Genomic DNA, 21,038 nt, shown 5'->3' on the forward strand with positions numbered 1-21,038 from the left:
CTGACACTCAATGCCGTACCGGGATACGGCAAGATGACCGCGTGACCGACCGCGACCGCCTGCCGGATGAATCCGCCGACGAGCCCCTCGTCCTGCGCGCTGCGGAAGCCGCCGCCGCAGAAGCCACGGGCGACGCCGAAGAACTCGCCGCCGACCCCGCCGCGATGCGCGCCCATTACCGCGCCGAGGGGCTCGTCGAGGCCGATCTCGCCGCACATCCCATGGACCAGTTCGCCCGCTGGTTCAAGCAGGCCGCGCAGGCCTCCGTGCAGGGCATGGTGTACGAGCCGAACGCGATGGTCGTCTCCACGGCGGACGCGGAGGGCCGGCCCAGCTCACGCACGGTGCTGCTCAAGCAGTACGACGAGCAGGGCTTCGTCTTCTACACCAACTACGACTCCCGCAAGGCCCGCGAGCTGTCCGAGAACCCGTACGTCTCGCTGCTCTTCCCCTGGCACCCGATGGCCCGCCAGGTCATCGTCACCGGAACGGCGCGGCGCACCGGACGCGACGAGACCGCCGCGTACTTCCGCACCCGCCCGCACGGCTCCCAGCTCGGCGCCTGGGCCAGCGCCCAGTCCTCGGTCATCTCCTCCCGGGACGAGCTCGACGCCGCCTACGCGGAGTTGAGCGCCCGCTATCCGGAGGGCGAGCAGGTCCCCGTGCCCCCGCACTGGGGCGGTTTCCGCGTCGCCCCCCGGACGGTCGAGTTCTGGCAGGGCCGCGAGAACCGCCTCCACGACCGGCTGCTGTACGTGGTGGAGCCGGACGGCAGCTGGCGGGCGGAGCGCCTCAGTCCGTGACGTCGGCGGGGCTCAGCCCAGCGCCTCGTCCAGCAGTACGCCCCACTGCGCCACCACCCGTTCCCGTCGCCCCCCGTCGTTCGTGAGGAGGTTGGCGAGGCCGAGGCCGCGGGACATGTCCAGCAGGCCCTGGACCGTTTCGCGAACGCCCGGGCGGGATTCGTCGGCGGCGAGGAGTTCCACGGCGATCCGGTGGGTCTCGCGGCCCACGCGGGCCTCCAGCTCGGTGACCCTGGGGCGGAGCTGCTCCTCGTTGGAGGCGGCGACCCAGAGGTGGAGGGCGGCGCGGAAGAGGGGGCCGGTGTAGAGGTCGACCAGGGCCGCGACCACCTCGCGGCGGTCTGCGGCACCCTCAGGGAACAGGGCGCGCAGGGCGGTGGAGCGCTCCTCGGCGACGTACTCCACCGCGGCGGTGAACAGGTCCTCGCGGGTGCGGAAGTGGTGCTGGGCGGCCCCCCGGGACACTCCCGCGCGCTCGGCGACGACGGAGACCGTGGAGCCCGCCCAGCCGTGCTCGGCGAGACAGGCCACGGCGGCCGCGAGCAGCCGCTGCCGGGTGGCGCGGCTGCGGTCCTGCTTGGGGACGTGCGGAAGCCGGGGACTGCGGGGGGCGGTTTCGGCGGGCTCCGTCGCGTCCGTGGCGTCCGTGGTCGCGTCTGCGGCGTCCGTGGGCTCCGCGCGCTCCGCGGCTTCCGTCGTGCTCACACCACCCATGCGGGATCCCGTCGTTCGAGGAAGGCCGTCATCCCCTCGCGGGCCTGCGCGGAGGAGAACAGTTCGGCCGAGAGCGCGGTCAGGGCGTCCGCGTCCCGGTCGAAGGCCTCCAGCACCCTAGCCGTGAGCAGCCGTTTCGTCTCGGCCAGGCCTTGGGGGGAGGCGCGGCGCAGGCCGTCCAGGACGGGTTCCAGGGTGATGTCGACGTCGTCTCCGGTCGCCGTCAGGAGTCCCGTCCGTACCGCCTCCGCCGCGTCGAAACGTTCGCCTGTGAGGTAGTAGCGGGCGAGGGCGCGAGGGTCCGTACGGGGCAGCAGGGGAAGGGAGATCACGGCGGGCGCGACGCCGATGCGTACCTCCGTGAAGGCGAACGTGGCCTCCTGGGAGGCGATCGCCAGATCGCAGGCTCCGAGGAGTCCCAGTCCGCCCGCCCGCACATGGCCCGTCACCCGGGCCACCACGGGCTTGTGCAGCTCGACGATCTGCCGCAGCAGGGCGACGAGCGCGTCCGGGTGCGGGGGGTCGCGCAGGTCGGCGCCCGCGCAGAACGTGTTCCCCGTGTGGGCGAGGACGACCGCGCGGACGTCACGGTCCTTGCCGCACCGGGTGAGCCCGTCCGCGAGCTCGCCCACGAGGGCGGCGGAGAGGGCGTTGCGGTTGGCGGGCGAGTCGAGGGTGAGGGTGGTGACGGCGCGGTCGTGCGCCACGCGGACAACCGGTTCAACGGTCATGACAGGCCTCGCAGTTCCCGGCGCAGGATCTTTCCTGAGGCCGCCCGTGGGACGGCGTCGATGAAGGTGACGCCGCGGACCCTCTTGTACGGGGCGACGCGCTCGGCGACGTACATCATCACCTCTCCTTCGGAGAGGTCGGGGACGTCGGAGAGGTCCGCCGCCGGACCAGCCGGACCGGCCGGACCGGCCGGACCGGCCGCGGACGGCTGGCGCACCACGAAGGCGTGCGGGACTTCGTTGTTGTCCTCGTTGTAGACCCCGATGACGGCCGCGTCCGCGATACCGGGGTGGGTGAGGAGCAGTGCCTCCAGTTCGGCGGGCGCGACCTGGAAGCCCTTGTACTTGATGAGCTCCTTGACGCGGTCGACGACGAACAGCCAGCCCGCAGGGTCCACATGGCCGACGTCTCCGGTGTGCAGCCAGCCGTCCGGGTCGATCATCGCGGCGGTGGCGTCGGGCTGCCCCAGATAGCCCTTCATGACCTGGGGACCGCGGATGACGATCTCGCCCGCCTCTCCGACGCCGAGGTCCTTGTCGGGGTCGTCGAGGGAGACGATGCGCATCTCGGTGCCCGGGACGAGCCTGCCGACCGTTCCCGGGGGCGCGTCCTGGGCGGCGTCCAGGGGGACCAGGTGCGTGCAGGGAGACAGTTCCGTCATCCCGTAGCCCTGGCCGATGGGCGGCAGCCCGAGCCGCTCGGCGCAGGCCAGCGCGAGTTTGGCGTCCAGGGGCGCGGCGGAGGAGACGATGTACTTCAGGGACGACAGGTCGTACCGCGCGACGGCCGGGTGCTTGGCCAGGGCCAGCACGATCGGCGGCGCCACGAAGAGGCCGCTGATGCGGTGCTTCTCGATGGCCGCGAGGAAGGTGTCGAGGTCGAAGCGGGGCAGTACGACGACGGTGGCGCCCTGCCTCAGGGGCGCGTTCATGAGGGCCGTCAGCCCATAGATGTGGAAGAAGGGCAGCACCGCGAGGATGCGCTCGCCCTCGCCCATCGGCAAGAAGGGCACCAGTTGCGCCAGGTTGGTGGCGATGGACCGGTGGGTGAGCATCACCCCCTTGGGTATGCCGGTCGTCCCGGAGGAGTACGGCAGGGCCGCGACGTCCGTCACCGGGTCGATGTCGATCTCCGGTTCGGGCGCGGTCGAACCGAGCAGGTCGATCAGCGAGCGATGCCCCGGCGCGCTGTCGCACACGAAGATCTCCCGCACTCCGCCGGCGAGCTCGGCGGCCTGCCGCGCCGCCCCCAGGAGGGGCGACACGGTCACGATCCAGTTCGCGGCGCTGTCCCGCAGCTGCTTGGCGAACTCCTCGGGTGTGGCGAGCGGGTGCACGGTCGTGACCGACGCCCCCGCGCGCGTGGCGGCGTAGAACGCCGTCGGGAAGGCGATGGTGTTCGGGCTGTGCAGGGCGAGGACGTCGCCCTTGCGGACGCCCGCGTCGGCGAACGCGGCGGCCAGTCGGCGGTGGAACCGGTCCAGTTGCCCGTAGGTGAGCGTGGTGCCGTCGACTCCGTCGATCAGCGCGGGCGTGTCGCCGCGCTCGGCGGCGCGGCCGAGGACCGCCTCGTGAATGGGTTCCTCTACGGCCGGGACTTCGGCGTACTCGCTGCGGAACACGGTTCCTCCTGGAGCGGCTCGTGGAGCGGCGGGCTAGTACGACTTGGGCAGGCCCAGGGTCTGGTGGGAGACGTAGTTGAGAATCATCTCCCGGCTCACCGGAGCAATACGAGCCACGCGCGAGGCCGTTATCAACGTGGCGAGGCCGAATTCGCGGGTGAGGCCGTTGCCGCCGAGGGTGTGCACGGACTGGTCGACCGCCCTCACGCAGGCCTCGCCCGCCGCGTACTTCGCCATGTTGGCGGCCTCACCTGCGGCGACGTCGTCCCCGGAGTCGTACAGGTACGCCGCCTTCTGCATCATCAGGCGGGCGAGTTCGAGATCGATGTGGGCCTGCGCGAGGGGATGCGCGATGGCCTGGTGGGCACCGATGGGCTGCTTCCAGACGGTGCGCTCGCGGGCGTACTCGACGGCCCTGGAGAGCGCGTAGCGGCCCATGCCGATCGCGAACGCGGCCGTCATCACCCGCTCGGGGTTGAGCCCGGCGAAGAGCTGGAGCAGGCCCGCGTCCTCGTCGCCGACGAGCGCGTCGGCGGGCAGTCGCACGTCGTCGAGGGTCAGCTCGAACTGCTTCTCCGCGCTGTGGAGTTCCATATCGATCCGCCGGCGCCCGAAGCCGTCGGCGTCGCGCGGGACGATGAACAGGCAGGGCTTGAGGCTGCCCGTGCGCGCGTCCTCCGTGCGCCCCACGATGAGGGTGGCATCCGCGATGTCGACGCCGGAGATGAACACCTTGCGGCCGCTCAGGAGCCAGTCGGCACCGTCCCGGCGCGCGGTGGTGGTGATGCGGTGCGAGTTGGAACCCGCGTCGGGTTCGGTGATGCCGAACGCCATGGTGCGGGTGCCGTCGGCCAGGCCCGGGAGCCACTCCTGCTTCTGGGCCTCCGTGCCGAAGCGGGCGATCACCGTGCCGCAGATCGCCGGCGACACGACCATCATCAGGAGGGGGCAGCCCGCGGCGCCGAGTTCTTCCAGGACGATGGAGAGTTCGGCTATGCCGCCGCCCCCGCCACCGTATGCCTCCGGCAGGTTGACGCCGAGGTAGCCGAGCTTGGCGGCCTCGGACCAGAGGGCGTTGATGTCGTAGTCGCGGCCGTGGCGTTTGCCTAGGGCGGCCACGGCGGATCGGAGGGCCTTGTGTTCTTCGGTTTCTGTTGCGGGGCTCATGGGGGCTCCTGCTGAGTACGAAGAGTGCGGGTTGTTTGTGGCCGGTCGCGCCCACGCGGCGGAGCCGCATGATGTGACAGCCCCGCGCCCCTTTCGGGGCGCTCTTCTCACGGAGTTGGATCTACTACTGCCAACAAGGCCCCGACCTCAACCTGTTGGCCGGGGGTGGCGTGGAGGGCGCTGAGGGTGCCTGCCGTCGGCGCGGAGATCTTGTGTTCCATCTTCATCGCCTCCAGCCACAGGAGGGGCTCTCCGGCCCGTACGGCGGCTCCCGTGGCCAGTCCCTCGGCGACGCGGACGACGGTTCCGGGCATGGGGGCCAGGAGGGAGCCGGGGGCCTGCTGGGCGGTGGGGTCGGGGAAGCGGGGCAGGGCGGTGAGGGCGGTGGCGTTCACGAACACCTGGTCTCCGTACCGCGTCACCTCGAACTTCCTCCGCACGCCGTCCACTTCGAGTACGACGAGACGGGCGTCGGCGTGCACCACGCGCACCCCGTCGGCCGTGAGGCCCGCACGGGTGTGCCGGTAGCGCACCTCGTGCTCGGTGCCGGCCAGGTCGTAGCGCTTGATCTGGGGCTGCGAGGGGAGGTTGCGCCAGCCGCCGAACCGGGAGCGAGCGTGGCTCCGCGCGTCCGCCAGGGCCGCCGCCAGAGGCACGTACGGGTCCGGGGCCGGCGTCGTGAGGGCGGCGAGGTGGCGCTCGTAGAACCCGGTGTCCATGCGGGCCTCGGCGAACTCCGGGTGCCGCAAGGAGCGTACGAGCAGATCCCTGTTGGTCGCCGGGCCGTGGATGGCGGCACGTTCCAGGGCACCGGACAGCTTGCGCAGGGCCTCCGCACGCGAGGGCGCGTGGGCGATCGCCTTCGCCAGCATCGGGTCGTAGTGGACGCCGATCGGGTCGCCGTCGGTGTATCCGGTGTCCAGGCGGACGCCCTCCGCGACGGCAAGGCGGTGCAGGGTGCCGGTCTGCGGGGCCCAGGACCGTGCCGGGTCCTCGGCGTACAGGCGGGCCTCGATCGCGTGCCCACGCGCGCGTGGCGGGTCGTTCGCGAGCGCCGCGCCCTCCGCCACCTGGATCTGGAGCGCGACGAGATCGACGCCGAAGACCGCCTCCGTCACCGGGTGTTCGACCTGGAGGCGGGTGTTCATCTCCAGGAAGTGGGCCTTGCCGTCGGCGACCAGGAACTCGACCGTTCCCGCGCCCACGTAGTCGACGGCTCGGGCGGCCCGCACGGACAGGTCGTAGAGGCTTTCCGTGAGGTCTCCGAGACCGGGGGCCGGGGCCTCCTCGACGACCTTCTGGTGGCGGCGCTGGAGGGAGCAGTCGCGGGTGCCGAGCGCCCAGACCGTGCCGTGCGCGTCGGCGAGGATCTGCACTTCCACATGCCGACCGCCCTCTACGTAGGGCTCGACGAAGACCTCGCCGTCGCCGAAGGCGCTGAGGGCCTCGGCGCGGGCGGCGGTCAGCTCGGCGTCGAGGGCGTCGAGCTCGCGTACGACACGCATACCGCGTCCGCCGCCGCCCGCGGCCGCCTTGACGAGCACCGGGAGATCGGCGGCGGTCACCGTCTCCAGCGGTTCGAGCCCCATCAGTTTCTTGGCGCGCGTCTTGGAAGCCATCGCCTCGATGGCCTCGGGCGGCGGCCCGATCCAGACGAGGCCCGCGTCGAGGACGGCCCGCGCGAAGCCTGCGTTCTCGGAGAGGAAGCCGTACCCGGGGTGCACGGCGTCCGCGCCGGCGCTCAGGGCGGCCTTCACGATCAGGTCGCCGCGCAGATACGTGTCCGAGGGCGCCGCCCCCGGCAGCCGTACCGCCTCGTCGGCCACACGCGTGTGGAGGGCGTTCTCGTCGGCGTCCGAGTACACGGCGACAGTCCGGATCCCCAACTCACCGCAGGTGCGGAAGACCCGGCAGGCGATCTCGCCCCGATTGGCCACGAGGACAGAAGTAATCACTGGGACCTCACATCCGGAAGACGCCGAAGCCACCGCGCGCCCCCTCATAGGGGGCCGTGTGGATCGCGGACAGGCACAGGCCGAGGACGGTGCGGGTGTCGCGGGGGTCGATGACCCCGTCGTCGTACAGCCGCCCGGACAGGAACATCGGCAGGGACTCCGACTCGATCTGCTGCTCCACCATGGCGCGCAGGGCCGCGTCGGCGTCCTCGTCGTAGGGCTGCCCCTTCGCCACGGCCGACTGCCGGGCGACGATCGAGAGGACGCCCGCGAGCTGCTGGGGACCCATGACGGCGGACTTGGCGCTGGGCCAGGCGAACAGGAAGCGCGGGTCGTAGGCGCGCCCGCACATGCCGTAGTGACCGGCTCCGTAGGAGGCCCCCATGAGGACGGACAGGTGGGGGACCTTCGAATTGGAGACGGCGTTGATCATCATCGCGCCGTGCTTGATGATCCCGCCCTGCTCGTACTCCTTGCCGACCATGTAGCCGGTGGTGTTGTGCAGGAAGAGGAGGGGAATGTCGCGCTGGTTGGCGAGCTGGATGAACTGGGCGGCCTTCTGGGACTCGGCGCTGAACAGCACTCCCTGGGCGTTGGCCAGGATGCCGACGGGATAGCCGTGGAGGGTTGCCCAGCCGGTCGTGAGGCTCGTCCCGTAGAGGGGCTTGAACTCGTCGAAGTCGGAGCCGTCGACCACGCGGGCGATGACCTCGCGCGGGTCGAAGGGGTGTCGGAGGTCGCCGGGGACGATCCCCAGGAGCTCGTCCTCGTCGTACTTGGGGGGCTCGGCCGGACCGGGATCGCCGAACGCCTTGCGGTGGTTGAGCCGGGCGACGACGCGCCTGGCCTGGCGGAGGGCGTCCTGTTCGTCGACGGCGAAGTAGTCCGCGAGACCCGACACGCGCGCGTGCATCTCGGCGCCGCCCAGGGACTCGTCGTCGCTCTCCTCGCCGGTCGCCATCTTCACCAGCGGCGGCCCGCCCAGGAAGACCTTCGCCCGCTCCTTGACCATGATCACGTGGTCGGACATGCCGGGGATGTACGCGCCTCCGGCGGTGGAGTTCCCGAAGACGACGGCGACGGTCGGGATCCCCGCCGCCGACAACCTGGTGAGGTCGCGGAAAATCGCTCCCCCGGGGATGAAGATCTCCTTCTGGGACGGCAGATCGGCGCCGCCCGACTCCACCAGGCTGATGCAGGGCAGCCGGTTGGCGAGGGCGATGTCGTTGGCCCGCAGGGCCTTCTTCAGGCTCCAGGGGTTACTGGCGCCGCCCCGCACCGTCGGGTCGTTCGCGGTGATCAGGCACTCCACGCCCTCGACGACCCCGATCCCGGTCACCAGCGACGCGCCGACCGCGTACTCGCTCCCCCAGGCCGCGAGCGGCGACAGCTCCAGGAACGGTGTGTCGGGGTCGAGCAGCAGCTCGATGCGTTCACGGGCGAGCAGCTTGCCGCGCTTTCGGTGCCGGGCCACGTACTTCTCGCCGCCGCCCGCGAGCGCCTTGGCGTGCTCGGCGTCCAGCGCGGCGAGCTTGGCGAGCATGGCCTCGCGGTGGGCGGTGTAGTCGGGGGCGGCGGTGTCCAGGGCGGACGCCAGGACCGTCACAGCAGTGCCTCCGGGATGTCGAGGTGGCGGGAGCGGAGCCATTCGCCCAGGGCCTTGGCCTGGGGGTCGAAGCGGTGCTGGGAGGCGACGCCTTCGCCGAGGATTCCTTCGACGACGAAATTGAGGGCGCGGAGGTTCGGCAGAGTGTGACGGACAACTTTCAGATGACAGCTTTCAGTTATCAGATTCTGAAATCTGTCAGCCGTCAGTTGATGAACCAACCAGCGCCACGCGTCATCCGATCGCACCCACACCCCGACATTCGCGTTCCCGCCCTTGTCCCCACTGCGCGCACCCGCGACCACACCCAGGGGGGCGCGTCGCGTCGGCCCCGGAGGGAGCGGTTCGGGCAGGGCGGGCTCGGGCGCCGGTTCGAGTACGAGGGTGTCGGTGGCCGGAGCGACCGGCACCCGCCGCCCGTCATGGAGGACCGCCACGTGCGCCACGGCGCCCTGGGGGACGTACACGTCCTCGAAGACCCCGTACGGGGAGCCCTTTCCCGGGGGCGCGAGCACGTGGAACCCGGGGTAGCTGGCCAGGGCCAGTTCGATGGCGGCGCCGCTGAGGGTGCGGCCCACCGCGTCCTGGTCGGGGTCGCGTACGACGAGGCGCAGGAGGGCGCTCGCGGTCTCCTCCGTGGGAGCGTCGGGGTGGTCGGTGCGCGCGAGGTCCCAGCGGACCTCCGTGGGGCGCGACTTGGCCGCGTCGAGGGCCGCCTCCATCTGGTCCCGGACGAGGGCGGCCTTCGCCTCGATGTCGAGGCCGGTGAGGACGAAGGCGACTTCGTTGCGGTAGCCGCCGAGGCGGTTGAGGCCGACCTTGAGAGTGGGGGGCGGGGCCTCGCCGCGTACACCGGAGACGCGGACGCGGTCGGGAGCCTCCTGGGTGAGGCGGACCGAGTCGAGGCGGGCGGTGACGTCGGGGCCCGCGTACCGGGCGCCGGAGGTCTCGTAGAGGAGTTGCGCGGTGACGGTGCCGATGTCCACGAGGCCGCCGGTGCCGTCGTGCTTGGTGATGACGCTGGTGCCGTCCTCGTGGAGTTCGGCGAGCGGGAATCCCGGGTGGCGAAGGCGCGCCGGGTCGTGGTCGGTGAAGAAGGCGTAGTTGCCGCCGGTGGCCTGGGTGCCGCATTCCAGGACGTGACCGGCGACGACGGCGCCGGCGAGGCGGTCGTACGCGTCCGGCGCCCAGCCGAAGTGAGCGACGGCGGGCCCGGTGACCAGCGCCGCGTCCGTGACCCGACCGGTCACCACGATGTCCGCGCCCTCGCGCAGACAGGCGGCGATCCCGTCACCGCCGAGGTAGGCGTGCGCGGCGAGGCTCCTGGGGTGGCCGGCGGTCAGGTCGTCGCCCTCGACGTGGGCGACGCGTACCGGTATGCCGAGGCGGTCGGCCAACTGCCGTACGGCGTCGGCGAGTCCGGCGGGGTTGAGGCCGCCCGCGTTCGCCACGACCCGCACGCCCCGCTCGTGCGCGAGGCCGAGGCACTCCTCCAACTGGCCCAGGAAGGTGCGGGCGTAGCCGCCGGAGGGGTTTTTGAGGCGGTCGCGGCCGAGGATGAGCATGGTGAGTTCGGCGAGGTAGTCGCCGGTGAGGACGTCCAGGGGGCCGCCGGTGAGCATCTCGCGCATCGCGTCGAAGCGGTCGCCGTAGAAGCCGGAGGCGTTGCCTATCCGGAGGGGCGCGATGGTCACCTCGCGTCTCCCTTGGACGCGCGCCCCTGCCCGGGTGGACCCGCGAAGGCCTGGGCGATGTCAAGCCAGCGGTCGGCGTCGGGGCCGTCCGCCCGTACGGCGAGGTCGCCGCGGTGGGCCCGTTGGGTGACCAGGAGACAGAAGTCGAGGGCGGGGCCGGTGACGCGCTGGGGTGCCCCTTCGGGCCCGTACGTCCACAACTCGCCCTTGGGGCCGACCAGTTCGACACGGAACTCGGTGGCGGGCGGAGTGAGCCCCCGTACGTGGAAGGCGAAGTCCCGGGCCCGTACGCCGATGCGGGCGACGTGGCGGAGACGGTCGGTGGGAGTGCGTGCCACGCCCAGCCCGTCCGCCACGTCCTGGCCGTGGGCCCAGGTCTCCATCAGGCGGCCGGTGGCCATGGAGGCGACCGACATGGGCGGGCCGTACCAGGGGAAACGGGTGCCGGCGGGGGCCGCGCGGAGGGCCTCTTCCAACGCCGTTCGCCCCGCCCGCCAGTCGCCGAGCAGCGTGGCGGGCGGCAGCCCGGCCCCCTCCTCCGCGCCCTCGTCCACGAATCCGCCGGGCGAGGCCATCGCCTTCTCGACCTCCTTGGCGAAGGCCTCGGCGTCCGTCACGGCGAGCAGGGCCGAACGGTCCGTCCAGGCCAGGTGGGCGATCTGGTGAGCGACGGTCCAGCCGGCGGCGGGGGTGGCGAGTGCCCAGTGGCTCTCCGCCAAGTCCCTTACCAGCAGGTCGAGTTCTTCGCTCTCCTGGTGCAGATCGTCGATCACTGACGACGGGTCGGACACGATGGAGCTCCCCTCGGGGCACGACGGTGTGCGGCGGCGCGCGGCGATGTGCGGCGGGCGTGCGGAGTCTTTCGCGGTGCGCTCTGGAGCATGGCAGCGGCCACAGAAACAAGCAAGCATGCTTGCATTAATTGATGTGCCGCGCGGGTTGCAGAAGAGACGTCCCGCGCGGACTACAGGGAACGGAAGACGCCGTCCGGCGCCGCCTCGGCCGCGTCGGCGAAATCGGCGAAGTCGAGGTTGGCGATCATCAGGTTGGCGTGAATCTCGTGGACCCCGGCCGGGGCCGTGCGGAACTCGCCGCCTTCGGCCTCGAACTCCTCGTCGCTCTCGCACTCTTCCCTGGTCAGCGTGGACACCGCCAGCAGAGCTCCCTGTCCGGTGCGCAGGGCGACGCCGTCCGCGAGGAAGACGACGGCCAGTTCGTCGTCGGCGGAGACCGCGGCGAGTACGTCGGCCGTCGTGAGCCCCGCCCAGGAGGGGTCGTCGACAACATGGACGCGTGGCTCGAAGTCTCCTGGACCCCAGGGCAGGGACAGCGCGCGTCTCAGCGCCGTCCACGCCCCTTCGTCGCCGAAGTCGGTCCTGATGACCAGCGCCGCGAACTCGTCGCGGTCCGCCACGCCTTGCCCGGTGCGATCACTCATGACGCAGCCCCACTCCCCCGCTCGGATCACCGTCTGCATGTGCGGCACGCACACTAAACGAGGGCACCGACAAGCCGCGTTCGATGCGACGGAGTGGGGCAGGGGCAGGAGTCAGGCGTCGTCGTTGTGGGCGGACGCGCCCCGGCTCATCGCGAGGACCGCGTCACGTCGGCTGAGCGCGCCGAACGGGGAACCGCCGGTCGGGGTGTCGCTCCCGTAGATCCAGGTGGGGCCGTCGGCGAGGTGGTCGAGGGCCTCCGCCGCGACGTCGTCGGGATCGGCGAGTTCTCCGTACGGCCTGCCCTCGGCGTCGAACGCCCGGCGCATGGACGGGGTGTCGGTCTTGCCGAGGACGAGCCCCAGTACGTCGACGCCGCGGGTGCGCCACTCCGCCCACAGGCTCTCCGCGAGGATGAGGTCGAACGCCTTCGTGGCGCCGTAGGCGGCGAGCGTCGCACCGCCCGCCCAGGCCGCGCCCGACGTCACCAGCACCACGGCCCCGCGCCCGCGCGCCACCATCGGACCGCCGAAGCGGTATGCCGCTTCGAGCGGGCCGACGCAGTTGCGGTGGACCAGTTCGAGGTGGGTGGCGAGGTCCTTGTCGAGGAAGGCGACGCTGCGGTCGTCGCCGCCCGCGTTGTAGACGAACAGGCCGACTTCCAGGTCGGAGGTGGCGCGCGTCAGTTCCGACAACGCGTCCGGGGCGCCGAGGTCGAGCGCGACCGTGCGGGTCTCGACGTCGTACTTCGCCCGGATCTCGGCGGCGGACGCCTCCAGTACGGGTACGCGCCTCGCCACCAGGACCACGTTCATGCCGCGGGCGGCCATCGCGTGGGCGAACGCGGCGCCGACGCCGTCGGATCCACCGGCGACGACGCCCCAGGGGCCGTACGTGCCGGTCAGGGCTTCAGTCACTCTCCGCACCTCGTCTGCTCGATCGCCGAAGGGTCGTCAAAGGGTCATCGGGGGGCGCCGGAGGGGAATCCGGGGACGCCGGAGGGGCGTCGGCGCTGCTCACCGCGTCCTGTCGGACGCGGTCCGCGGGCGGCGCGAGCATCGCGCGGGGGCCCTCGGTTCCGTCCAGGTTGGCGTTGATCCGCTCGGCGATGCGCCAGCCCTGCGGGGTGCGCGCCCAACGCCAGGTGTTCGCGGAGACCTGGAACACCCAGAACCGGCCGGCGTCGGCGTCCCAGCGCAGGTGCAGCGCGTGGCTGCGGCCGGTGGCCCGGTCGCCGTCGACGACGATGTGCGGCACGGTCAGAACATGGCCGCAGCCGTTGTGGATCACGCTCTGGTGACCGGCGCCGTGAACCATCCCGAGGACGCCCTCCCGGCCCTCCATCCGCAGGTGAGGGACCGCGTCGAAGACGCCGTCCTCGGTCCAGAGGTCCGCCGCGGCCTCGCCGGAGCCGCTGTCGACGGCGGGCCCGTACTGGGCGACGAGCTGCATGATCTCGACCTGGTCCTCCAGGGCGTGGACCTTGGCCGCCAGCAACTCGACGGCGGCACGGAGCTCTTCGGTCTCGGTCATCCGTCACAGCCCTTCCCCGCTCGGATCCCCGCTCGGACTGTAGCTACGCGACGTCATTTATAGAAGAGGGCCTCCTATAAACAGGAGGCCGTGAACAGCCGGTCATTACGATGTCCGCCATGACAGAGCCGCGCCGTCGCCCCGGTCGCCCCCGGGACACGAGCATCGACGAACGGGCCCTCGCGGCAGCGCGCGAACTGCTCGTCCGGCGCGGCTTCGACGCGACGACGATCCAGGCGGTCACCGAACACTCCGGCGTGCACGCCTCCGCGATCTACCGGCGCTGGCCGTCCCGGATCGAGCTGATCGAAGAGGCCACGTTCCCCGGGCTCAGCCCGCTGAGCGTGCGGCCGACGGGGGATCTCGGCCGCGATCTGGGCCGGTTCGTCCGCGCCTACCTGGCGGCCTTCAGCACTCCCGCGGCCCGCGCGGCCGCCGCGGGCCTGCTCGCGCACCACCAGACGTCGGACCGGACCGGCCCGCCGGAGGTGTACGTCCGCATGTCGGCGCGACCCCTCTTCCAGGACATCCTGCGCGCCGCGCCACCCGGGACCGTCGACCCCACCGTGGACCCGGACGACGTGTTCGACATGCTGCTGGGCGCCGTCCTGACCCGCACCCTGTTGTTCAGCGCCACGGCGCGCGCCCGCCCCGTCGAGCGGACGGTCGAGATGATCCTCCGGCTGCTACGGCCTCTCTGAACCAGCCGAAGCGGCCGAAGCGACCGAACCAGCCGAAGCAGCCGGCCCGCCCGAGCCGACGTTCTTCGCCCTGCCCCGCCCCACCTGTGTCCGTACCGCCCCCATGCTCGCGGCGATGACCAGGGCGATCGCGAGGGCCTCGGTGGCGGAGAGGGCCTGGTCCAGGACGAGGAAGCCGGCGGTCGCGGCGACGGCGGGCTCCAGGCTCATCAGGATGGCGAAGGTCGCGGCGGGCAGGCGGCGCAGCGCGAGCAGTTCGAGGGTGTACGGCAAGACGGAGGACATGACGGCGACCGCGCCGCCCAGGGCCACGGTCGTCGGGTTGATCAGCCGGGTCCCGGACTCGGCGATCCCCAGCGGCAGGAACGCCACCGCCGCGACCACCATGGCGAGCGCGAGCCCGTCCGCCTGGGGGAAGCGTCGGCCCGTACGCGCGCTGAAGACGATGTACGCCGCCCACATCGCGCCCGCGGACAGGGCGAAGGCGACGCCGACCGGGTCGAGGGAGCTGAAGCCTCCGCCGCCGAGGAGGAACACGCCGCCGAGGGCGAGGCCCGCCCAGAGGAGGTTCAGGGCGCGGCGGGAGGTGAGGACGGAGAGGACGAGCGGGCCGAGGACCTCGAGGGTGACGGCGGGACCGAGTGGGATACGGGCGACCGACTGGTAGAAGAGGCCGTTCATCGCGGCCATGGTGAGGCCGAAGATCACGACCGTGCGCCAGTCCGCCCGTGAGTGCCCGCGCACCTTGGGCCGGCAGACGGCCATCAGCACGATCGCGGCCACCAGGAGGCGCAGGGTGACGACCCCGAGCGCGCCCGCGCGTGGGATGAGGGTGACCGCCAGCGCGCCGCCGAACTGCACCGAGACGCCTCCGGCCAGGACCAGTCCCACGGGGCCGAGGGCACCCCACCGGTTCGGGGCGCCCTCGCCCGGGGTGGGCGCGGGCGCCATCGCCGGGGCGGCCGAGGCCGGGGAGGACGGGGCGGCGCTGGGGGTGTTCACGGGGCCTTCCAGGGGCTCGACTCAGGAGTCGTGCATCAAGGTGCACTTCTCAGTCCACAGTAATGGACTAAGTCAGGCACGTGAACCCTTTATGCGCCTGTCCAGGGTGTCTCGTCGCGGAAGAGGGGCCGACCGTCGGGCAGATAGCCGTCAAGGGGGTCCCGCAGAGGATCGGGATCGGGGAGGGGGTAGGGGTCGGGGAGGGGGTAAGGGTCGGGAAACGCACCGGGGTACCAGGCTCCCTCGGCCCCGGACTGCCCGGCGGCTCCGTAGTACGCGTACTGCGGAGCCGCTTCCGCCACGAAGCCCCCCGCGTAATCCATCGGCACCCCGGTCGGCATTCCCACAGGCACCCCGGTCGGCATCCCCGCAGGCACCCCCACCGGCACTCCGGTCGGCATCCCCACCGGCACTCCGGTCGGCATCCCCACCGGCACCGCGCCACCCACCGGAACCTCCGCCTCCGTGAACAGCGGCAGCCTCAGCTCTCCGGTGTCCATCACCGCGTTGTTCTGCGATCCGTGCAGACGGGCGTACGCGCCGCCGCAGGCCAGGAGTTCGTCGTGGCGGCCGGTTTCGACCACGCGGCCGCGGTCGACGACGAGGATGCGGTCGGCGTCGGGCGCGAGGTTGAGGTCGTGGGTGATCATGATCGTCGTACGGCCCTGCATCAGTCGCCGCAGCGGCTTGATCACGCGGCGCGCGGCCATCGCGTCCAGGCCGGTGGTCGGCTCGTCGAGGACGAGGACGGGGGCGTCGCGCAGGATGGCGCGGGCGATGGCGAGCCGCTGGAGCTGGCCGCCGGAGAGGCGGGCCGAGTTGGGGTCGATCTTGGTGTCGTATCCGTCCGGCAGCTTCATGACGAAGTCGTGCGCGTCGGCGGCGCGCGCGGCCTCCACCAGCGCCTCGTCGCTCGCGCCGGGGCGCCCGCAGCCGATGTTGGCGCGGACGGTGTCGTGCAGGACGAGGGTCTCCTGCGGCAGCAGCGTGACGTACTCGCGCAGCCGGGCCAGCGGGAAGTCGCCCACCGGGACGCCGTCGAGGAGCACGGAGCCGGCGTCCGGGTCGTAGAAGCGCAGGAGGAGCTTGGACACGGTGGACTTGCCCGCGCCGCTCGGGCCGGTGACGATCACGAGCTCGCCGGGGTTGACCGTGAAGGACAGGCCGCGCAGGGCGTCGCTCTCCGCACCGGGGTAGCGGAAGGTGGCGTCGCGGACCTCCACGGCGCCGTCGGGGCGGCCGAGCCGGCTCTCCGCCGAGGGCGTCGGATCGGCGACCGCGGGCCGCACATCGAGAATCTCGATCAGCCGTTCGGCGCCGGCGGTGGCGGCGGCGATGGTCAGACCGAGCTGGGCCAGGCCGCGCACGGGCGGGTAGAGGTAGCCGAGGAACGCGGCGAAGGCGAGCAGCTGGCCGAGGGTCATCCGGCCGCCGGAGATCTCCCACACGCCGAGGCCGATGACCGCGAGCACGCAGATCGTCTCGATGACCTGGACGAGCTGCTCGTACAGCTCGTTGAGGCGCCCGGAGCGTACGGAGGCCCTGAACCAGGCGTTCGCCTCCTGGTTCAGCCGCCGCCGCTCGGCGTCGCGGCGGTCGTACGCCTGGGTGAGGACGATGTTGCCGAGGGACTCCTCGACGACGGAGGTGATCGCGCCGTCGGCGACCCGGCCGTCGCGCGAGACGGACTTGATGGCGCCGGAGAAGCGGCGGGCGGCCAGCCAGAACAGGGGGGCGAGCACGAAGGTCGCCGCGGCCAGGTCCCAGCGCAGCCAGAAGGCGGCGGCCGCGTAGAACAGCGCGCTGAACGCCGCCGACGCCGCGCCGACGAGCCCGGACACGACCATCGTCTCGATCGACTCGACGTCGCTGGTCAGCCGGGACAACAGGTCGCCCTGGCGGTGGCGTTGGAAGAAGTGCGGTGGCAACTGCTGCACGTGGTCGAAGACATGCTCGCGCAGCCGCATCACGAAGCGCTCGGTGACCCAGGTGGCGAGGGAGTTGCCCGCGTAGGCGACGGCGGCGCCGAGCACGGCGACGGCCAGCCATTCGGCGGCCGGGGCCCAGAACGCGGCCAGTGAGCCCTGTTGCAGGGCGTGGTCGGTTAGATCGCTGAAGAGGAGGATGGCGGCGGTCTCGGCGAGAGCGGCCAGCACCGTGCACAGCCAGATGGCCAGCAGCCAGCTCCGCAGTCCCTTGGTCAGCGGCCAGAAGCGCCGGAAGGCCGTACGGGCGGGGATGGTCGGCGTGTCGTGGTCGAGTTCATCGTCGTCCTCGTACTCGTGATCCTCGTACCGATCGTACGCGACCGCGCCGACGCCGGTTTCCGCGTATTCCTTGTGTTTCTCGTACCCCTGATTCTGCCTTTGCCGGGTCATGGCCCTCCTCATTTGAATTGCAGGCCGTGCCGAGGAATTCAAAAGAGAGAGGCCGACGGCGCACCGTCGGCCTCTCTGCTACCGCTCGATCAGCCGCTCGATCAGCGTTCGTCGTTGGGGAACGGCTTGGGGAGCGGCTTGTGCGCCTTCTTGCGCGGCTTCGGCGCCGGCGGGGGCGGGAGCTGCTTCGACTTGGGCTTGGGGGGCAGGGGGGCAAGCTTCTTGAAGCTCATGCCAACTCCTTGAGGTTTCTGGCTACGCAATAGCGAGCGCAAAAGTGCGATGGTGCGAGAATTCTCTACGGACCGGGCGGGAATTCCTGGTCGTCACCTCGGTTTTCCCTGCCGCCCGACATCAAGGAACCTACACGCCTCGCACCCCAAGGCACAGCAAAATGCAGCACATGACGACTGTGAATCCCCTTATGAAACCTGAGAGTTGCCTAAAAAACCTGGGTATTGGATATCCACGCCGTCAGTCCGGCCCTTGGTCGATCTCCAGGTCCACCCCTTGGTCCAGCGCCTCGGCCAGCGCCTCCGCCAGATGCCGCCCCTTGCGCCCCACCAGCTGTTCCAGCTGTGTACGGCAGGAGAAACCGTCCGCGAGAAGCAGGGTGTCGGGCGTGGCGGCCCGCACGGCCGGGAGCAGCTGTTCCTCCGCGCAGGTCTTCGACACCTCGTAATGGCCCTTCTCGAAGCCGAAGTTGCCGGCGAGTCCGCAGCAGCCGCCCGCGAGGGAGCCGGTGAGGCCCGCCGCCTCGCGCAGTCGGCGGTCTGCGCCGTCGCCGAGGACGGCGTGCTGGTGGCAGTGGGTCTGGCCGGTCACCGGACGGTCGAGGGGCGGGGGCGCCCAGTCCGGGGCGAGGCGCTCCAGGGCCTCGGCGAACGTCAGCACCGCGGAGGCGAGGCGCGCCGCGCGCGGGTCGTCGTGCAGGAGCTCAGGGAGGTCCGTGCGCAGGGCGGCGGCGCAGCTCGGTTCCAGGACGACGACGGCGGGTGGCCGCGGGTGGACGTCCGGGTCCAGGAACACGCCCATCAGGTCGAGCGTGCGGCGCATCACCGCGCGGGCGCGGTCGAGTTGGCCCGTGGAGACGTATGTCAGTCCGCAGCAGACGTGGCCCCGCGCGCCCACCGACCAGGGGTGGTGCGAGGGGGACACGCTTTCCCCGGCCCGCGGCGTCCGCTTGCGCATCACCACCGTCGGCGGGAGCATCACGTCCACCCCGGCCGCCTCCAACACCCGTACGGCCGCCTGCCCGACGGAGGGCGACAGGTACTCGGTGAAGGTGTCCGGCCAGAGGATCGCCACCTCCCTCCGGGACCCGTCGAGCTCCGCCTCGGGGTCGTACACCCCCTCCCGCATCATCCGCCGCACCCGCTCCTTGAACCGTCGCCCCCACCACCGGCTGAACGTCTCCGGCGCCAGGCGCGGGATCTCCCGCTCGGGTGCGATCCCGCCGAGCCGTTTGCCGAGCGCCGCGAACGGCCGCACGGACGCCAGGGAGTTGAGCAGCGGCGCCGTTCCCGTGCGGTCGACCAGGCGCAGCCACGCCGGCAGCCGGCCCATCGTGCAGTGCGCGGCGGGGCGCCTCCTGCCTTTGTAGTGGTGGTGCAGGAACTCCGCCTTGTACGTGGCCATGTCGACGCCCACCGGGCAGTCGGACCGGCAGCCCTTGCAGGACAGGCACAGGTCGAGCGCGTCCCGGACCTCGGTCGAGCGCCAGCCGTCGGTGACCACCTCGCCCGCGAGCATCTCGTGCAGCAGCCGGGCGCGCCCCCGCGTGGAGTGCTCCTCCTCGCCCGTCGCCCGGAACGACGGGCACATGACGCCCGCGTCGGCGGCCGTCGTACGGCACTTGGCGACCCCCACACATCTGCGCACCGCCGCCGAGAAGTCCCCGCCGTCCGCCGGATATCCGAACGCCACGTCCACCGGCTCGCGCGGCAGCACCGCGAACCGCAGGTTCTCGTCCAGCCGGTGCGGGCGCACCAGCATCCCGGGGTTGAGCAGGTCGTCGGGGTCCCAGAGGTCCTTGGCCCGCTCGAAGAGGCCGACCAGCTCCGTGCCGTACATCCTGGGCAGCAGTTCGGCCCGTGCCTGCCCGTCGCCGTGCTCGCCCGAGAGGGAGCCTCCGTGGGAGACCACCAGTTCGGCCAGTTCCTCGGAGAAGCGGCGGAAGCGGCGGATGCCCGCACCGGTCAGCAGGTCGAAGTCGATGCGGACGTGGATGCAGCCGTCGCCGAAGTGCCCGTACGGGGTGCCGCGCAGGTCGTGGGCGCTCAGCAGGTGGCGGAAGTCGCGCAGGTATGCGCCGAGCCGGGCCGGCGGCACCGCGCAGTCCTCCCAGCCCGGCCATGCCTCGCTCCCGTCCGGCATCCGGGTCGCCGTGCCGCTCGCGTCCTCGCGCAGCCGCCACAGTGCGCGCTGTCCGGCCGGGTCGGTGACCACGAGGGCGTCGAGCACGTCGGCGGCCCGGACGATCGCGTCCGCACGCGCGCGTGCTTCCGCCGGGTCCGCGCCCCCCGTCTCCACGAACAGCCATGCGCCGCCGCGCGGCAGCCCCGCGTCCGGCGGTACGAGGTCCGCGGCCATCCCCTCCACGGTGAGCGGCCCCAGCGGCAGCAGCCCGGCCGCCGCCTCGGCCGCCGCGCTCTCGTCCGCGTACGCCAGCACGGCCAGCGCCCGCGCGCGCGGTGCCTCGACCAGTCGTACGATCGCCTCCGTGAGCACCCCGAGCGTGCCCTCGGAGCCGCAGAAGGAGCGGGCGACGTCGGCGCCCTTCTCGGGGAGCAGCGCGTCGAGCGCGTAGCCGGAGATGCGGCGGGGCAGCTGCGGGAAGCCCGTGCGCAGGCGGGCCAGCTCGCCCTCGACCAACGTCCGCAGGCCGTCCGGGGCGCCCTGCCAGCTCTGTCCCAGCCGTACGACGGAGCCGTTCCCCTTGACCACCGACAGTTCGCGCACGCTGTCCGCCGTCGTGCCCCAGGCCACCGAGTGCGAGCCGCACGAGTTGTTCCCGATCATGCCGCCGAGGGTGCAGCGGCTGTGGGTGGAGGGGTCGGGTCCGAAGCGCAGGCCGTGCGGGGCCGCGGCCTCCTGGAGGCGGTCGAGGACGACTCCGGGCTGGACGACGGCCGTGCGTGCCTCGGGGTCGAGCGCGACGATCCGGTTCATGTGGCGGGTGAGGTCGAGGACGACTCCGGTGCCGGTCGCCTGCCCCGCGATCGAGGTGCCGCCGCCGCGCGGCACGACCGGCACCCCGTGGGTCCGGCACACGGACAGGGCGGCCGCCACGTCGTCCGCGTCGCGCGGACGGACCACGCCGAGCGGGACCCGGCGGTAGTTGGACGCGTCCATGGTGGTCAGCGCCCGCGCGGTCACGTCGAAGGCGACCTCGCCGCGCATCTCCGCCGCGAGGGCGGCCCGCAGCCCGTCCACGTCGGGCGGGTCCGCCGCGCCGCTCGTGCCGTCCTTCGCGCCAAGATCCGTCATGTCTCCAGGATGACCCCACGCACCGACAACGGTCCGTAACCGTGACGCATCGATCACCGAGCGATCACTGGCCGATCGCCGACCGGTCACTGACCGACCCCTGACCGATCACCGACCGATCGCCGACGCGATCACAGACCGATCACAGACCGATCACCAGCGGATTAGCAGCACGGATCCGGAACCTTCCCAATGCGAACACGAACT

The 21,038-nt window shown here is 71.9% G+C and carries 17 protein-coding genes; 2 read left to right on the forward strand and 15 right to left on the reverse strand.

Annotated elements, in window-relative coordinates; all coding sequences use genetic code 11:
- Positions 1-164: 164 nt before the first annotated feature.
- Positions 165-803, forward strand: coding sequence for a pyridoxamine 5'-phosphate oxidase (pdxH, locus tag ACZ7M3_RS28080; protein WP_472066909.1), 639 nt, complete (start codon positions 165-167; stop codon positions 801-803).
- Positions 804-815: 12 nt separating this feature from the next.
- Here pdxH and ACZ7M3_RS28085 read toward each other — a convergent pair whose 3' ends face one another.
- The 11 genes from ACZ7M3_RS28085 to ACZ7M3_RS28135 all read right to left on the reverse strand — a co-directional run bounded on the left by ACZ7M3_RS28085 (position 816) and on the right by ACZ7M3_RS28135 (position 13,261).
- Positions 816-1,517 carry a TetR/AcrR family transcriptional regulator gene (locus ACZ7M3_RS28085; RefSeq protein WP_472066624.1) on the reverse strand — a complete coding sequence of 234 codons (702 nt, stop codon included), beginning with the start codon at positions 1,515-1,517 and terminating at the stop codon, positions 816-818.
- The gene (locus ACZ7M3_RS28090) at positions 1,505-2,248 is read right to left on the reverse strand and encodes an enoyl-CoA hydratase family protein (protein ID WP_472066626.1); all 744 of its coding nucleotides are present in this window, start codon (positions 2,246-2,248) and stop codon (positions 1,505-1,507) included. The genes ACZ7M3_RS28085 and ACZ7M3_RS28090 overlap by 13 nt, the downstream gene beginning before the upstream one ends.
- Entirely contained in the window at positions 2,245-3,870 is a 1,626-nt protein-coding gene (locus tag ACZ7M3_RS28095) for a 4-coumarate--CoA ligase family protein (protein ID WP_472066628.1), read from the reverse strand. Before ACZ7M3_RS28095 ends, ACZ7M3_RS28090 begins: the two co-directional genes overlap by 4 nt.
- A 33-nt stretch (positions 3,871-3,903) precedes the next feature.
- Entirely contained in the window at positions 3,904-5,037 is a 1,134-nt protein-coding gene (locus ACZ7M3_RS28100; protein ID WP_472066630.1) for an acyl-CoA dehydrogenase family protein, read from the reverse strand.
- Between the two features lie 107 nt (positions 5,038-5,144).
- Positions 5,145-6,992 (reverse strand): acetyl/propionyl/methylcrotonyl-CoA carboxylase subunit alpha, encoded by a 1,848-nt coding sequence (locus tag ACZ7M3_RS28105; protein WP_472066632.1) that lies wholly within the window; start codon positions 6,990-6,992, stop codon positions 5,145-5,147.
- Between the two features lie 7 nt (positions 6,993-6,999).
- The gene (locus ACZ7M3_RS28110) at positions 7,000-8,598 is read right to left on the reverse strand and encodes an acyl-CoA carboxylase subunit beta (RefSeq protein ID WP_472066634.1); all 1,599 of its coding nucleotides are present in this window, start codon (positions 8,596-8,598) and stop codon (positions 7,000-7,002) included.
- A complete protein-coding gene (locus ACZ7M3_RS28115; protein WP_472066911.1) occupies positions 8,595-10,286 on the reverse strand; it encodes an acyclic terpene utilization AtuA family protein in 1,692 nt (563 codons plus the stop codon). Before ACZ7M3_RS28115 ends, ACZ7M3_RS28110 begins: the two co-directional genes overlap by 4 nt.
- A 2-nt stretch (positions 10,287-10,288) precedes the next feature.
- Positions 10,289-11,083, reverse strand: coding sequence for a TIGR03084 family metal-binding protein (locus ACZ7M3_RS28120; RefSeq protein WP_472066636.1), 795 nt, complete (start codon positions 11,081-11,083; stop codon positions 10,289-10,291).
- Positions 11,084-11,256: 173 nt separating this feature from the next.
- Positions 11,257-11,730 carry a DUF6924 domain-containing protein gene (locus tag ACZ7M3_RS28125; RefSeq protein WP_472066638.1) on the reverse strand — a complete coding sequence of 158 codons (474 nt, stop codon included), beginning with the start codon at positions 11,728-11,730 and terminating at the stop codon, positions 11,257-11,259.
- Positions 11,731-11,841: 111 nt separating this feature from the next.
- The gene (locus ACZ7M3_RS28130) at positions 11,842-12,645 is read right to left on the reverse strand and encodes an SDR family NAD(P)-dependent oxidoreductase (protein ID WP_472066640.1); all 804 of its coding nucleotides are present in this window, start codon (positions 12,643-12,645) and stop codon (positions 11,842-11,844) included.
- The gene (locus tag ACZ7M3_RS28135; RefSeq protein WP_472066642.1) at positions 12,638-13,261 is read right to left on the reverse strand and encodes a nuclear transport factor 2 family protein; all 624 of its coding nucleotides are present in this window, start codon (positions 13,259-13,261) and stop codon (positions 12,638-12,640) included. The genes ACZ7M3_RS28130 and ACZ7M3_RS28135 overlap by 8 nt, the downstream gene beginning before the upstream one ends.
- A 119-nt stretch (positions 13,262-13,380) precedes the next feature.
- Between ACZ7M3_RS28135 and ACZ7M3_RS28140 the strand changes: the two genes are divergently transcribed.
- Positions 13,381-13,962, forward strand: a complete 582-nt coding sequence (locus ACZ7M3_RS28140; RefSeq protein ID WP_472066644.1) for a TetR/AcrR family transcriptional regulator — start codon at positions 13,381-13,383, stop codon at positions 13,960-13,962.
- On the opposite strand, the gene ACZ7M3_RS28145 is transcribed toward ACZ7M3_RS28140, so the two are convergent.
- The 4 genes from ACZ7M3_RS28145 to ACZ7M3_RS28160 all read right to left on the reverse strand — a co-directional run bounded on the left by ACZ7M3_RS28145 (position 13,948) and on the right by ACZ7M3_RS28160 (position 20,831).
- Positions 13,948-14,964 (reverse strand): EamA family transporter, encoded by a 1,017-nt coding sequence (locus ACZ7M3_RS28145; RefSeq protein ID WP_472066646.1) that lies wholly within the window; start codon positions 14,962-14,964, stop codon positions 13,948-13,950. The two genes, ACZ7M3_RS28140 and ACZ7M3_RS28145, sit on opposite strands and share 15 nt — an antisense overlap.
- An 89-nt stretch (positions 14,965-15,053) precedes the next feature.
- Positions 15,054-17,342, reverse strand: coding sequence for an ABC transporter ATP-binding protein (locus ACZ7M3_RS28150; RefSeq protein WP_472066648.1), 2,289 nt, complete (start codon positions 17,340-17,342; stop codon positions 15,054-15,056).
- A gap of 101 nt (positions 17,343-17,443) precedes the next feature.
- Entirely contained in the window at positions 17,444-17,575 is a 132-nt protein-coding gene (locus tag ACZ7M3_RS28155; RefSeq protein WP_256258009.1) for a hypothetical protein, read from the reverse strand.
- A 241-nt stretch (positions 17,576-17,816) separates the two neighbouring features.
- Entirely contained in the window at positions 17,817-20,831 is a 3,015-nt protein-coding gene (locus ACZ7M3_RS28160) for an FAD-binding and (Fe-S)-binding domain-containing protein (protein WP_472066650.1), read from the reverse strand.
- Positions 20,832-21,038 lie beyond the last annotated feature (207 nt).

The organism is Streptomyces sp. NPDC111656 (genome assembly GCF_055656965.1).

Excerpts from the sequence above, each read along its gene's own strand:
- ACZ7M3_RS28085 (WP_472066624.1), bottom strand. The coding sequence starts at position 1,517 with ATGGGTGGTGTGAGCACGACGGAAGCCGCGGAGCGCGCGGAGCCCACG.
- ACZ7M3_RS28155 (WP_256258009.1), bottom strand. The coding sequence starts at position 17,575 with ATGAGCTTCAAGAAGCTTGCCCCCCTGCCCCCCAAGCCCAAGTCGAAG.
- ACZ7M3_RS28135 (WP_472066642.1), bottom strand. The coding sequence starts at position 13,261 with ATGACCGAGACCGAAGAGCTCCGTGCCGCCGTCGAGTTGCTGGCGGCC.
- ACZ7M3_RS28125 (WP_472066638.1), bottom strand. The coding sequence starts at position 11,730 with ATGAGTGATCGCACCGGGCAAGGCGTGGCGGACCGCGACGAGTTCGCG.
- ACZ7M3_RS28140 (WP_472066644.1), top strand. The coding sequence starts at position 13,381 with ATGACAGAGCCGCGCCGTCGCCCCGGTCGCCCCCGGGACACGAGCATC.
- ACZ7M3_RS28160 (WP_472066650.1), bottom strand. The coding sequence starts at position 20,831 with ATGACGGATCTTGGCGCGAAGGACGGCACGAGCGGCGCGGCGGACCCG.
- ACZ7M3_RS28100 (WP_472066630.1), bottom strand. The coding sequence starts at position 5,037 with ATGAGCCCCGCAACAGAAACCGAAGAACACAAGGCCCTCCGATCCGCC.
- ACZ7M3_RS28150 (WP_472066648.1), bottom strand. The coding sequence starts at position 17,342 with ATGACCCGGCAAAGGCAGAATCAGGGGTACGAGAAACACAAGGAATAC.
- pdxH (WP_472066909.1), top strand. The coding sequence starts at position 165 with ATGCGCGCCCATTACCGCGCCGAGGGGCTCGTCGAGGCCGATCTCGCC.
- ACZ7M3_RS28090 (WP_472066626.1), bottom strand. The coding sequence starts at position 2,248 with ATGACCGTTGAACCGGTTGTCCGCGTGGCGCACGACCGCGCCGTCACC.